The organism is Microcystis sp. M144S2 (assembly GCF_020246065.1).
Classification (GTDB): domain Bacteria; phylum Cyanobacteriota; class Cyanobacteriia; order Cyanobacteriales; family Microcystaceae; genus Microcystis; species Microcystis ichthyoblabe_A.
Window position 1 is genome coordinate 1 of sequence record NZ_JADBTR010000189.1, and the last position, 13,832, is coordinate 13,832.

10 protein-coding genes are annotated in these 13,832 nt (G+C 44.4%); 6 read left to right on the plus strand and 4 right to left on the minus strand.

Annotated elements, in window-relative coordinates:
• Positions 1 to 154: 154 nt before the first annotated feature.
• Together IM462_RS20640 and gifA are read left to right on the plus strand one after the other, a co-directional pair.
• Positions 155 to 2,527, plus strand: a complete 2,373-nt coding sequence (locus IM462_RS20640; protein ID WP_287704485.1) for an SUMF1/EgtB/PvdO family nonheme iron enzyme — start codon at positions 155 to 157, stop codon at positions 2,525 to 2,527.
• Positions 2,528 to 2,918: 391 nt separating this feature from the next.
• Positions 2,919 to 3,086 (plus strand): glutamine synthetase inactivation factor IF7A, encoded by a 168-nt coding sequence (gifA, locus tag IM462_RS20645; protein WP_002739262.1) that lies wholly within the window; start codon positions 2,919 to 2,921, stop codon positions 3,084 to 3,086.
• 158 nt (positions 3,087 to 3,244) lie between these two features.
• On the opposite strand, the gene IM462_RS20650 is transcribed toward gifA, so the two are convergent.
• Positions 3,245 to 4,063: a Uma2 family endonuclease gene (locus IM462_RS20650; protein WP_287704486.1), complete on the minus strand. Its 819-nt coding sequence runs from the start codon at positions 4,061 to 4,063 to the stop codon at positions 3,245 to 3,247.
• A gap of 28 nt (positions 4,064 to 4,091) precedes the next feature.
• A complete protein-coding gene (ahr, locus tag IM462_RS20655; RefSeq protein WP_287704488.1) occupies positions 4,092 to 5,096 on the minus strand; it encodes an NADPH-dependent aldehyde reductase Ahr in 1,005 nt (334 codons plus the stop codon).
• Positions 5,097 to 5,509: 413 nt separating this feature from the next.
• Between ahr and dnaK the strand changes: the two genes are divergently transcribed.
• From dnaK to rsgA, 4 genes are all read left to right on the plus strand, one after another.
• The gene (dnaK, locus tag IM462_RS20660; RefSeq protein ID WP_287704490.1) at positions 5,510 to 7,558 is read left to right on the plus strand and encodes a molecular chaperone DnaK; all 2,049 of its coding nucleotides are present in this window, start codon (positions 5,510 to 5,512) and stop codon (positions 7,556 to 7,558) included.
• A 230-nt stretch (positions 7,559 to 7,788) separates the two neighbouring features.
• A complete protein-coding gene (dnaJ, locus tag IM462_RS20665) occupies positions 7,789 to 8,913 on the plus strand; it encodes a molecular chaperone DnaJ (protein ID WP_287704492.1) in 1,125 nt (374 codons plus the stop codon).
• Positions 8,914 to 8,915: 2 nt separating this feature from the next.
• Positions 8,916 to 9,137, plus strand: coding sequence for a sulfurtransferase TusA family protein (locus tag IM462_RS20670; protein WP_002738399.1), 222 nt, complete (start codon positions 8,916 to 8,918; stop codon positions 9,135 to 9,137).
• Entirely contained in the window at positions 9,138 to 10,214 is a 1,077-nt protein-coding gene (rsgA, locus tag IM462_RS20675; protein ID WP_287704494.1) for a small ribosomal subunit biogenesis GTPase RsgA, read from the plus strand.
• A gap of 143 nt (positions 10,215 to 10,357) precedes the next feature.
• On the opposite strand, the gene IM462_RS20680 is transcribed toward rsgA, so the two are convergent.
• Together IM462_RS20680 and IM462_RS20685 are read right to left on the minus strand one after the other, a co-directional pair.
• Positions 10,358 to 12,151 (minus strand): protein kinase domain-containing protein, encoded by a 1,794-nt coding sequence (locus IM462_RS20680; RefSeq protein WP_287704496.1) that lies wholly within the window; start codon positions 12,149 to 12,151, stop codon positions 10,358 to 10,360.
• Between the two features lie 459 nt (positions 12,152 to 12,610).
• Positions 12,611 to 13,198, minus strand: coding sequence for a hypothetical protein (locus IM462_RS20685; RefSeq protein ID WP_287704498.1), 588 nt, complete (start codon positions 13,196 to 13,198; stop codon positions 12,611 to 12,613).
• Positions 13,199 to 13,832 lie beyond the last annotated feature (634 nt).

Sequence of the window (13,832 nt, forward strand, 5' to 3'; positions counted from 1 at the left end):
AAGTAGCTGGTTATAATTAAATTAAAAATGGATTTTAGGTTCGATCCCCCCTGCCCCCCTTGATAAGGGGGGTGCCGATAGGCGGGGGGATCCCCCTTAATAAGGGGGGCATCTGATAATTTTTAACGCCTACCTACTTAATTCAGGAGTTATTATGCTAGACCAAATGATGAGGATGTTAGAAGGGCAACAAATAGGTCCCTATCGTCTTAATAAGTTTCTCGGTGCGGGTGGTTTTGGTGGTGTATTTCATGCTAGTGAAATGGTCAGAAATACATCGGTTCAAGAAGTTGCTATTAAAGTTATCCCCGAAAGTAGCGATGATAAATTAATTGAGTTAACAAATGCCAGAAAGTTAGAACATTCTAATTTAATTAAGGCTTATTCGGTGGGGGAATTTACTTTTCTCAATACGGAGATGCTTTATTTAGTGATGGAATTGGCACAGGGTAGCCTAGAAAATCACATCGCCAAAGGCAGTTTGTCATCGGGTGAAATTAAAAATATTACTGCTCAAGTCGCCCAGGGCTTAAATTATCTTCATGGACAAAATAAAGTCCATCGAGATTTAAAACCGGGTAATATCCTCAAGGTTAATCAACAATACAAGTTAGCAGATTTTGGCTTAATTAGAACTTTAAATAACAAAAGCCACACTCAAACCGTCCACAATAGCGGTACAATTATTTATATGCCTCCCGAAGCCTTTAGGGGGGATATTTCATCAGCTTGGGATCTGTGGTCATTAGGTATTATGTTAATCGAAATGACGACTAATCAACTTCCCTATAAGTTTAATAATGATATTAACCAGTTAATGGCGAAGGTGATGAATTGTGAGCTACAAATCCCCAGTTTACCGAAAGAGTTTAAACCGATTATTGAAGGGTGTTTGCAAAAAGATAGAAAACAAAGATGGACAGCACAACAGGTTTTAAATGCCTTACAACCTGTGGGATGGACTTCTCCCCCGTCACCTCCACCAGCACCGGCAGCAGTCAAAAAGCCTGTTTCACCAATACCCCTAATTGCTTCACCTACTCCATTTACCGAAAAAATATCCAACGGAGTCACACTGGAGATGGTGAGCTTACCAGCAGGTGAATTTATCATGGGATCTCCTGACAGTGATCCCGATGCTTGGGATGCTGAAAAGCCTCCACACCAAGTTAAAGTCAACAGTTTTGCGATTGGGAAATATCCAGTGACTCAGGCACAATATGAAGCGGTAATGGGAAAAAATCCCTCTCGGTTTAAAAACAATCTGCAAAATCCGGTAGAAAGGGTTAGTTGCAACGACGCTAAAGCCTTTTGTCAAAAATTGAGTCAAATAACAGGGAAAACCTATCGCCTACCGACGGAAGCGGAATGGGAATATGCTTGTCGTGCGGGGACCACTACTCGCTATTATTTCGGTGATGATGCTAATCAGTTAGGAGATTACGCTTGGTATAAAGGAAATTCTCGGTATAAGACTCATCCTGTTGGTGAGAAAAAGCCCAATGCTTGGGGACTCTATGACATGAGCGGCAATGTTTTCGAGTGGTGCGAGGACGATTGGCATAATAGCTATGAGAATGCGCCAAAGGATGGCAGTGCTTGGCTGACAAATGATACTGATTATCAAATAGTGCGGGGCGGTTCTTGGTCTTTTAATCCCAATGACTGCCGTTCCGCTTACCGCAGCAGCAACGACCGCCGCGACTACATCGACCTCACCATCGGTTTTCGGGTGGTGTGTGGTGTGGGGGGGGAAAGTATCGCTACTGTAACATCTACACCCCTACCTAAAGAATCGCCAACTCCACTGACAAACTTTATCGAAAAACTGCCCAAGGCAGTAACACTAAAGATGGTGAGCTTACCAGCAGGTCAATTTCTCATGGGATCTGCTGACAGTGATAATGAAAAGCCTCAACACCAAGTTAAAGTCAACAGTTTTGCGATTGGGAAATATCCAGTGACTCAGGCACAATATGAAGCGGTAATGGGAAAAAATCCCTCTCACTTTAAAAACAATCCCCAAAATCCGGTAGAAAATGTTAGTTGGAACGATGCTCAAGCTTTTTGTCAGAAATTGAGTCAAATAACAGGGAAAACCTATCGCCTACCGACGGAAGCGGAATGGGAATATGCTTGTCGTGCGGGGACTACTACTCGCTATTATTTCGGTGATGATGCTAATCAGTTAGGAAATGACGCTTGGTATAACCGAAATTCTCAGAAGACAACTCATCCTGTGGGCCAGAAACAGCCCAATGCTTGGGGACTGTATGATATGAGTGGCAATGTTTGGGAGTGGTGCGAAGACGATTGGCACGATAACTATATCGGAGCGCCAAAGGATGGATCTGCGTGGCTTATCAAGAACGATAATCGTTCTCAGTCTCTTAAGTGTCTGCGCGGCGGTTCTTGGTACGACTACCCTAATCTCTGTCGTTCTGCCAACCGCAGCGGGGGCAACCCCCTCGGCGACTACATCAACTACGGTTTTCGGGTGGTGTGCGGTGCTGGGAGGACTCTATAACCCTTATTTTCTTTTTACCCTTTTTTCAATTTTTCTCTTTTTCCCGCCTAGCGGCGGGTCGATTTTTTTTTGAGAAAATTGAGGTGGCATGAGTAGAAAAGGGGTTTCTCGGAGAAACCGGTTTTCTGTGGGTTACTCAACGGATTTAGGATAGTATTGGTGGAAGTCCTCGATTTACCTGATCAAATCATTCAACAGTCCCAAGGAGCTATGGATATTCGTCACCTAGGTTCTTTGGAGTCCTCCCGTCTCCCGTCTCCTATTGTAAAGTTTTGTGAATTTTTCTGGGAATAGGGCGTTTTGTAAAAATAGATACAGAATTGTATGTTATATATATTAGTGGGTGATTAAAAAAGTTCTAAACACTATTTGCAGCTCGGAGAAAATGATTATGTCTACAGAACAACAAGCTCGTGCCTTAATGATGCGTCACCACCACGCCGTCAAAAATCGTCAACAATCGATGTTAGGCAGAAGTGCTTCTGAAATCGGTATTGACAATGACAATGGCCACGGGGAAACCGTTCAACGTCGCTTCTCGGCCGACTTCTCTTCCTAAACTTATGATCGCTCTGGTGCTACTCTGAGTTAGGCTCTGAGATTTCGCCAAAGTGTCAGCTTTCAATCTTAGAATTAAGTGAACAATCAGCCCACACAAACCGAAATCGGAAGGTGTGGGCTTTCGATTTTTAGAGATAGGGGTCAGTCTTGGGCCGATTACGGGATTTCATCGGGATTTATGCCTAATTGCCGTAATTGTGCCGCTAAACGTTCCGCGCGTTGACGTTCGCTTTCGGCCTGTTGAGAGGCAGCCCTGGCCCGTTGACGTTCGATTTCGGCCTGTTGAGAGGCAGCCCTGGCCCGTTGACGTTCGATTTCAGCATTCTGACGTTCGATTTCGGCTAATTCCGCAGGTAGGAGGATTAAATTGCCATCTAGGTCATAAAAACGCAGCCAAGGAGCTTCTTCTCGTTGGATGCTGCCCATCCAGACTCCTAACCATAATCCCAAACGTTGACACCATAACCAACCGCGATGGTCGGGAATAATTTCTTGATAGCATTGATTTTGGTCTAAAGCCCAACCTTGCAGGGAAGTGGCATCAAAGGGATTATAAACAAAGTATTGGGAACAGCGAAAAGTCCGCTCATAGAGGTCTTTTTTGGTAGTTAAATCGATTTTTGCGGTGCTTTCTGACATTAATTCCACGATCACATCGGGATAACGTCCGTTTTCGTTCCAAACCACCCATCCTTGTCGTTTATAACTACCATCGATATCGAGGACAACGAAAAAATCGGGGCCGCGAAAATCTTTATTAAAAACCCGCTCACGGCTAAAGTAAATAAACATATTACCGCCAACAAAAAAGTCCTCTCGATCCTGATAGGCTTGTTCGATAGAATCGATTAACACATTCATGGCCTTGCGGTGACGGTAGGTTTCCAAAGGTTCTCCATCATCAAAAATCAAGTCTTCCGGGGGAATGGGAGGTTCTTCCCAATCGATAACTGGAGGAGTGAGAGGTTGAGTCATCGGGGTTACGTCCGGGATAGAGATGGTTTTATTTTATTTGTAAGACGAGGCGATATTTAGGTTGTCCGGTTCGCAATTTTTCCATGGCTTCATTCACCCGGGAGATAGGATAGGTTTCTGTGACTGGTTCAATGCCATGGCGAGAGGCAAATTCAATCATTTTACTGACGGTACTGGGACTACCCAAAGGACTGCCGGAAATCGATTTTTGACCCATAATCAAGGGAAAAGCGTAGGTAGCCATGGGTTCAAGAACAGCGCCAACAATATGCAGACGACCTTTGGGACGTAAACAGGCGATATAAAGACCCCAATCGAGATTAACGTTAACGGTGGAGATGATGAAATCAAAGTAATTTTGTACCGATTGCAAGGCTTCGGGGTCTCTGGAATTGATAAAATGAGTCGCTCCTAGTTCTTTTGCTTCCGTTTCTTTGTCGGGACTACTGGAAAAAGCGGTTACTTCGCAGCCCCAAGCTTTGAGGAATTTTAAGGCTATATGGCCCAATCCACCAATACCAATGACACCAACTCGGGCCGTGGGTTTAATATTAAATTGGACAATGGGATTAAAAACGGTTATACCACCACAAAAAAGCGGGCCAGCTTTAGCAGCATCTAACTGGTCCGGTAAGGGAACTAACCAACTATGATGGGCCCGGACTCTTTCGGCAAAACCGCCATGGCGACCGACGATAGTTCCTTCGGCAGTGGCACAAAGGTTTTGATCCCCCGACATACAAGTTTCACAGGTGGAACAGGAACGGGAAAACCAACCCAGACCGACTCTTTGCCCTAATTTTAACTCTTTGACTTTAGCACCAAGAGCGGCGATCGTGCCGACCACTTCATGGCCAGGGACAAAGGGATAGGTGGTCAGTCCCCAATCGTTATCGAGCATACTTAGGTCACTGTGGCAGATGCCGCAATATTCCACCGCGATTTCTACATCTTCATCCCCTAATATACCCGGATCGTAGTCAAAAGGCTCTAGTTTTCCGCCTTTTTCTCGGGCAGCATAGGCTCTAATCATGATTAAGTCCTCTAGGATCGGTTTATTGGTTATCTTATCCTAAATTGCTCTGAGTATGGCTTGTCCTCAATCCTGTTTGAAAGGCATAGAAGAGTGGGAAGTAGGGAGAAGGGAACGGATTTGATCTGGTCAGCGATCGCCAAATAGTCACAAGCGTGATTTTTTGGTGCTACAAAGAATAGGCAGCGGAAGCATGAGCAAAATTACTGCTTTTCGGTTACTCTTGATATATGGTCCACTACACCGATCTGGGCAGGCTTGCGGACTTTACCAATAAGTTTTGTTAGCCTCGGAGGAAAACTACCAGCTTTCATCTGGGGCAAGATTAGACGGGGTAAAAAGCCCTTTTCCAATTTGGGGATAATTTTTGTCAGCGATTGTATCCTATTAACTATCGTTATTATTAGAGCGTCATGGGAAAAGTTATCGGCATCGACTTAGGGACAACCAACAGTTGCATTGCCGTACTAGAGGGAGGTCAGCCGATTATAGTTCCCAACTCAGAAGGGGGAAGGACTACTCCTAGTATCGTGGGATTCGGCAAGGCCCAGCGCCTAGTGGGACAACTGGCCAAACGTCAGGCGGTCACTAATGCCGAAAATACCGTCTATAGCATCAAACGCTTTATCGGTAGGCGTTGGCAAGACACGGAGGCAGAAAGGGGACGAGTTGCCTATCATTGCCAACGCGGTCGCGATGATACCGTCAATATCAAAATTCGTGATCGGGAATTTACTCCCCAAGAAATCTCGGCCATGATCCTGCAAAAATTAAAGACCGATGCCGAGGCCTATCTGGGAGAACAGATTAACGAGGCCGTGATTACAGTTCCTGCCTATTTTACCGATGCCCAACGTCAAGCTACTAAAGACGCGGGCATGATCGCAGGACTAGAAGTATTAAGAATTATTAACGAACCCACCGCCGCCGCCCTAGCTTACGGTTTAGATAAACAAAACGAAGATCAACATATCCTCGTTTTTGACCTAGGGGGAGGAACCTTCGACGTTTCCATCCTGCGACTGGGGAAGGGAGTCTTTGAAGTGAAAGCCACGGCCGGCAATAACCATCTTGGGGGGGACGATTTTGATAACCTCTTAGTGCGGTGGCTGGTGGAGAACTTTCAAAGCCAAGAAAACATCGATCTGTCCAGCGATCGCATGGCGATCCAAAGACTGCGAGAAGCCGCCGAAAAAGCCAAAATCGAGCTTTCTAGCATGATTACCACCTCGATCAATCTCCCCTTCATCGCCGCCGACGAAACCGGCCCTAAACACCTAGAATTAGAACTAACTCGCGCTAAATTTGAGGAATTAACCAGAGAATTAGTGGAAAAAACCCTCGGACCCGTACAACAATCCCTCAAAGATAGCGGACTGCAGCCTAGCGATATCAATCGTGTTATTCTCGTTGGTGGTTCCACCAGAATTCCCTCCGTCCAGGAATTAATCTCCCGGTTCTTTTCTACTGGCCAGATCGATCGCTCTGTTAACCCCGATGAGGCCGTTGCTTTGGGGGCAGCGATTCAAGCTGGAGTTTTAGGTGGAGAAGTGGAAGATATCCTCCTACTCGATGTCACCCCCCTTTCCCTCGGCATTGAAACCCTCGGCGAAGTCTTTACCAAAATTATCGATCGCAATACCACTATCCCCACCAGTAGATCTCAGGTTTTCTCCACCGCTGCCGATGGTCAAACTTCGGTGGAAATTCATGTTCTGCAAGGGGAAAGAGCTATGGCCCAGGATAATAAAACCCTCGGTAAATTTCTCCTGACAGGAATTCCTCCCGCTCCTAGGGGGGTGCCACAAATTGAAGTGGCCTTTGAGATCGATGTCAACGGCATCTTGAAAGTGGCCGCCAGCGACCAAGGCACCGGCAAAGAACAAAGCATTTTAATTAGCCATACTGGAGGGCTGAAACCGAACGAAATTGAAAAAATGCGCCTAGAAGCCGAAAAATACGCCGAATCCGATCGCCTTCGTCTGCAAATGATCGATATTCGCCACCAATCCGATAGTCTTTTCTATAGCTACGAAGTCACCCTCAGGGAAAACAGTCAGTTAGTCGCCCCCGATATCCGGCAACTGGCCGACCAGAAGCGGCAACAGTTGGAAATCGCTCTGCGCGACCCCTCCCTATCTCCAGAAAAGCTAAAAACCACCTTGGCAGAATTTCGTCAGATTGTCCTCGAAATCGGTACCCGCATCTACACTGGTGGACAAGAGCAAAACCAAACCCTTAACGGTACTGGTTTTGAACCGATCGATATCACCGAAAAACTGACTCGAACCACCCGCACCCAAGCCACTTCCTCGAATACCTTCACCAATGGGCCAACCCTCTCCCGCACTAGAACCAGAACCTATAGTAATCTGGAAACTCAATCCACCCAATCGGGCAGTGATGATGATCCCTACGATGGGGAAGAAATGAGCGCCAGTGACTATGAGGCCGTAGATTAAAAAGTGATCAGTAATCAGTTATCAGTTATCAGCTTTTTTCTCCCCACTTCCCTATCTCCCCACTTCCCCACTTCCCCACTTCCCACTTCCCACTTCCTAACCCCTAACCCCTAACCCCCAACAAAAAGAAATAGTAGGGATAACCCAACTAAACTATTATGTATAGTTTGTTAAAGTAACAACTAGACTTAAACTCTATTTATAAATTGCCAGCAGAACCATAGCCCCCTATGCCCACTGATTACTACGAAATTCTAGGTGTCTCGCGAGATGCCGGTAAAGAAGACATCAAACGCGCCTATCGTCGTCTCGCCCGAAAATACCACCCCGATGTTAACAAAGAACCGGGAGCCGAAGAACACTTCAAAGAAATTAACCGCGCCTACGAAATTCTCTCGGAACCAGAAACCCGCAATCGTTATGACCGCTTTGGTGAAGCTGGGGTTTCTGGAGGCGCTGCCGGTTTTGATGCCGACAATATGGGCGGTTTCGCCGATATATTTGAGACAATCTTTAGTGGTTTCGGGGGCATGGGTGGCCAAACAACTACCCGCCGACGCACAGGCCCTACCCGGGGCGAGGATCTACGTCTCGATTTTAAACTAAAATTCCGCGAGGCGGTCTTTGGCGGCGAAAAGGAAATCCGTATCCGTCATCTGGAAACCTGTCAAACCTGTAAAGGCAGTGGGGCCAGACCGGGGACCAGTTCCCGCACTTGTACTACTTGCAATGGTGCTGGCCAGGTGCGTCGCGCCACCCGTACTCCCTTCGGTACTTTTGCTCAGGTTTCGGTCTGTCCCACCTGTGACGGTACTGGAGAGGTGATCGAGGAAAAATGCGATGTTTGCGGCGGTTCCGGACGCAGACAGGAAACCAAAAAACTGAAAATTACTATTCCTGCGGGGGTTGACAACGGCATGAAATTGCGCGTTGCCCGGGAAGGTGACGCAGGACTTAAAGGCGGGCCGCCGGGGGATTTATTCGTTTATCTAACCGTGGAAACAGATACAGAATTTCAACGGGAAGGCAATGATATTAAATCGAATATCTCGATTAGTTATATCCAAGCAATTTTAGGATGTACCATCAAAGTTAATACTGTAGATGGCCAAGAGGACCTGACTATCCCTGCCGGTACTCAACCGAACACCGTACTAATTTTAGAAAACAAGGGGGTTCCCAAATTAGGCAATCCCGTCAGTCGCGGGGATCATCGCATTACCGTTAAAATCTCGATTCCCGCCCGTGTCACGGGAGAAGAACGGGATTTACTGGAAAAAATAGCGAAAGTTCGCGGGGAAACCGTGGGGAAAGGCGGAATCGAGGGATTTTTAGGTAATATCTTCCATAAATAACTATGACTTTAGACCTGCGCGGCACTCCCTGCCCAATTAATTTTGTCCGAACAAAATTGCAATTAGAGAAAATGACCGCCGGGGAACGGTTGGAAGTCTGGTTAGATGCTGGGGAACCGATCGAACAGGTTCCCACTAGCCTGACAGTGGAGGGTTATCAGATAGAATCGATCGAGGACCGAGATAGCTTTTTTGTTCTCAAAGTCTATCGCCCCGATTCCTAAATGGTAGATGCACAATTAACCGATTTATACGGCACAGTGGTGGCCGTACAGGCGAATTTCTATCAGGTACGCTTGGATTCTCCCGTTATGGGCGATAATCTTCTCTGTACCCGTCGCGCTCGCTTGCAAAAAATCGGTCAATCGGTGATGGTTGGTGATCGGGTGCGCGTGGAGGAGGTCAATTTTGATGATCGGCAGGGTGTGATCGCAGAAGTCCTCCCCCGCAGTACCGAGATCGATCGGCCGGCCGTTGCTAATATCGAGCAGATTTTGCTAGTTTTTGCCCTTGCTGAACCCGTCCTCGATCCTTGGCTGATCAGTCGTTTTTTGGTGAAAGCGGAGTCCACAGGCTTAGAAATTGCGGTCTGTGTCAATAAAATCGATCTGGGGGAAGCGGAACAAATAGAACTCTGGGGCGATCGCCTAGCTGGTTGGGGATACCGTCCCTTTTTTGTCAGTGTGGAGAAAAATCGGGGATTTGAGGCTTTATTGGCACAATTAAACCATAAAATCACTCTCTTGGCCGGTCCATCGGGGGTGGGAAAATCGAGTTTAATTAATTGCCTAATTCCTGAGATTAATCAACGGGTGGGGGATGTGTCGGGAAAACTGCAAAAAGGTCGTCACACCACCCGTCATGTGGAGTTATTTGCTTTACCAAATCGGGGTTTATTGGCCGATAGTCCGGGTTTTAACCAACCGGATATTAACTGTTCACCAGAACAATTAACTTTTTATTTTCCGGAAGTGAGACAGCGTTTAGCTTTGGGAAATTGTCAATTTAATGATTGTACTCACCGTCGGGAACCTAACTGTGTGGTTAGGGGGGATTGGGAACGTTATCAACATTATTTAGAGTTTTTAGAAGAAGCGATCACACGAGAACAGACATTACAGAAAACCAGCACAAAAGAGTCAAGTTTAAAGTTAAAAATTAAAGAAGCAGGTCAAGAAACCTACGAACCCAAATTAGCTAATAAAAAATATCGTCGTCCTTCCCGTCGCGGCAAAAATCAAGATCAGGAACGCTACGAAAATAAAACTCTCCAAGATATTTATAATGATGATTCTGAATAGAATGGGTTAGGATGCTTGTAAATATTCAGGGTCACTTTATAAATACTGTCTAAAGATGAAAATTTAACAGCAATGATTGTATATATGGGTTTTTATCTGAACTATTTTTCATTTTTTTCTCCCCCTTTTGGAATTAATTTAACTTATCTACGAACTAAATTTTTAAGAGTTCTAGAGTTAGCTATTTTCCATGTTCCCTCGTCATTTTCAAGATTATAGCGAACCAATGAAGTGCTAAAAGCACTATTTTTTCGATCAATTTTACCCTGATTGTTATAGAGGGTTCTTTCTTCAGTAACCACCACATCCACTGTAGCTTGATCCCCAGAGGCTGTAAAATTATTAACTGAATCTATTCTCTGAACTCCATAGATATAATAAGCACCATTATTAGCTAACCATTCGGAAGAACTTTCTTGACCATCAGAGCGCTTTATTTTGTCATTATAAGCTTTACCTGTAAGTAATTCTTCTCCTAAGTAGGTTTGATAGGAGGGACCATAAATATCTCTTTTTGCCTTTAACCAGCGCTCGATTAAATCCACCGCTTCGGAACGAGAAATAGAGTTAACTGTCTGTTGAGGAACGGGTGAATAGACGGGTTCAGGATCTGGTGAGGTATCGATGACACCTTGGGTGATTTTAACTTGATTAAAGTATTTAATTAGTTGCCTTTGTAAATCTTGAGCGCGATTTAAGTCACTAAAAGTTGCCACCTGAATATTACCATCATTAACAACAGCATCGCGACAAAAGTTATTTTTAACTCTCTCTAAACTATCCTCGTCAGTTACTACAACTTTATAGTAAGTATCGGTGATATTCTCATCTCCACAGACAGGTTTAGGAAACTCATTATTAATGGTAATATCTGAGTCTTGATTCTCTGGGGAAGGTGACGGAGAAATTGATTTATCTCCAGAAGAATTTGAGAGATAATGACTTAAGACAAAACCACCTAAAATGCCAGTACCGATCATACTCCCTATAATTATCGCTTTCACCCATTCAGGTAAAGTGCGGGGATTAGAAACAGGTTTTGAAGTTACAGGAGAAATTACTTGAGTAGGAGCGGGAGGAGCGGGGAGAACGATATTTGTTGCTACAATTGATGGGGGAGTTTGTAGCGCCTCTAACATCTCTTTTGCAGTTGAATAACGTTCGTTAGAGCGCAGTGAAATAGTTTTATCTAGCACAGCTGCTAAACTGATATTAGTATTTAAAGCGAACTGCCGCCAATAAATTTTTCCTGTCATCGGATCGCTCTCTAACATTTCAGGAGTTTTGCCGGTTAGTAGATAAATAGCCGTCAATCCTAAAGCGTAGAGATCACTACTATAAACCGGACGACCGATCGCTTGTTCTGATGGCATAAAACCGGGAGTACCGATAACAATAGAATTAAGAGAATGGCCCGAATTAGAAACCACCGTTCCCATAGTTTCTTTAACCGCACCGAAATCAATTAGGATCGGTAAATTATCATAAATCCGTAGAATGATATTATCGGGTTTTATATCTCGATGGATAATTTTTTGTCCGTGAACATAAATTAAAACCTGTAGAATACTAACTAAAATCTCTTTGACTTGATCATCGCTAAAAACTCCTTTACTCTGTATTCTTTGGCTGAGAGTTTCTCCCTCGATAAATTCCTCGACTAAATAAAATTGATTATTTTCCTCAAAATAAGCGTATAGTTTGGGAATTTGAGGACTATTTTCGCTCAATCTTTCTAGGATAGCCGCTTCTCGCTCAAATCTTTCTTTGACGAGATTGTGAACCTGGGGATTATCATTAATCGGTTTTAGCTGTTTAATCAGACAGAGACGTTTTGATGGCATTTGGCTATCTTCTGCCAAAAAAGTCTCTCCGAAACCACCATCGGCAATTAATCGCAGGACTTTGTAACGATTTTGTAGAATTAAATCCGTCATGGGGAAACATTACCGTTTACTTAACAATCTTCACCGATAACTAATAACTGAGGTGATGGTAGGGCAAATCAGATAAAGAGGGTATTTAATTGGCCATTTATTTTGATAATCTAAATCCATCTAGACCACAAATGTTGCATCCTGTAATAAGATTTAACATTTAGCGGTAGAAACATCCCATTTCGACAACATTTGTTAACATTTTATGACTTTATCTATCTAGTGTAAAAAGCTGATTTCTTGACACACATAAGCTAGAAGATAGCGCAGTTTATCAATGAGCTTTTTCCCTAATTTTTGGCAACTTTTGCTAATTTAAGACTAGATAAGAACTCTTGTAAAAATCGGGTTAAAAGTTGATCGAAAGCTGTGAGGATATCTTTTGTTAATTCAAAAGCACCTGTTTTGATATCAATGGCTACAATAGAATGAATGAATGGTTTAGTTTTTGGAAGTCCTTTATACCTTAATCGAACTAGGTTCATCGACGGCGGCGATAATGCGATGACAACCGGAAAAGGGTTGCGCCCATTGATACTGGTGTTCTAGAGGATTACCCCAACAGAGGCCGAGATATAATTCCGTGCGCGCCACATCTAATTCCGCCCATTCGGACTGGGCGACTAATTCGGCTAGAGAATCGGCAGAAATGGGACGACGGGAGTTAAGCGCCCACCAAAAATTCATATTAGGGGTGATACTGTTCCAAAACTCTAAAACCGAGGCTTTGGCAGCCATGAGAATTTCCTTGTCACCCGCCACGGCAACTAATTGATTATGAATTTCGGGATAACGGAGAGTGCGATCGCCCCATTGACAAACACGCCAGATAATGCCCGAAACCTGATATTGTTGTTGATAATCGTGAATTTGGCGGCGAAAATCCTGATAGGCGAAGACTTTGCCCACCTTTTCTAGATTGATCGCCTTGGCAATCACCGGATTATCAATGCGCTCCGCCGGAGAGAGTAACAGACGTTCCCCTTTGCAAGTGGCGTGCATTTCTCGATCGAGGATTTCAATTAACTGCTGTGTCGAGTAAGCCATACTACCGCTCTTAACTGAGAGAGGATTTCTCTTTATGATAAACTCGAATTTCCGTAGTGGAAAGGCTCGATCGCTAGAAAATTGTCATTCATCGGAAATATCGGCAGGATACCCCTTGATACTTGGGGTTTGCGGCAAAAAGCTTTTCGGTGGGGGCAGGGTGTGGGGTGTGGGGTGTGGGGTGTGGGGAGAAACAATTCATAACTTGAGAGTTAATCACACTATTAAAAAGGGATTTATAGCGTTTCTCACACCTGTGTGGCACAGTGAAACCTTTGCTGATTAAACTTTTCACCATCGACAATGTACCTCTTGCGAACAGGAAACGCTATAGTCTAACGGTTTTACATCGGTTACTTTTTTTCTGGTCCAGAGGGCGAGAATTGTCAGGAAAAGTTAACCCATCACTCCCGCTCAAGGATTTTTATCGATTCCAGTTAATCGATCGGGAATAGTAAGTAAGTGGTTTCAATTAAATTGAGGACTGATAGAAGGTTCTTCGGTTTGTCTTATGCGACGTACAGGATTATTAAGAAATGAAACTCTTATAGAGAAAGACATTTGGCGATTTTTGTCAATTGTTTTCGATCTAGAGCGAACTAATCAATTAAATCTATTGCCAGATAAGGATTTA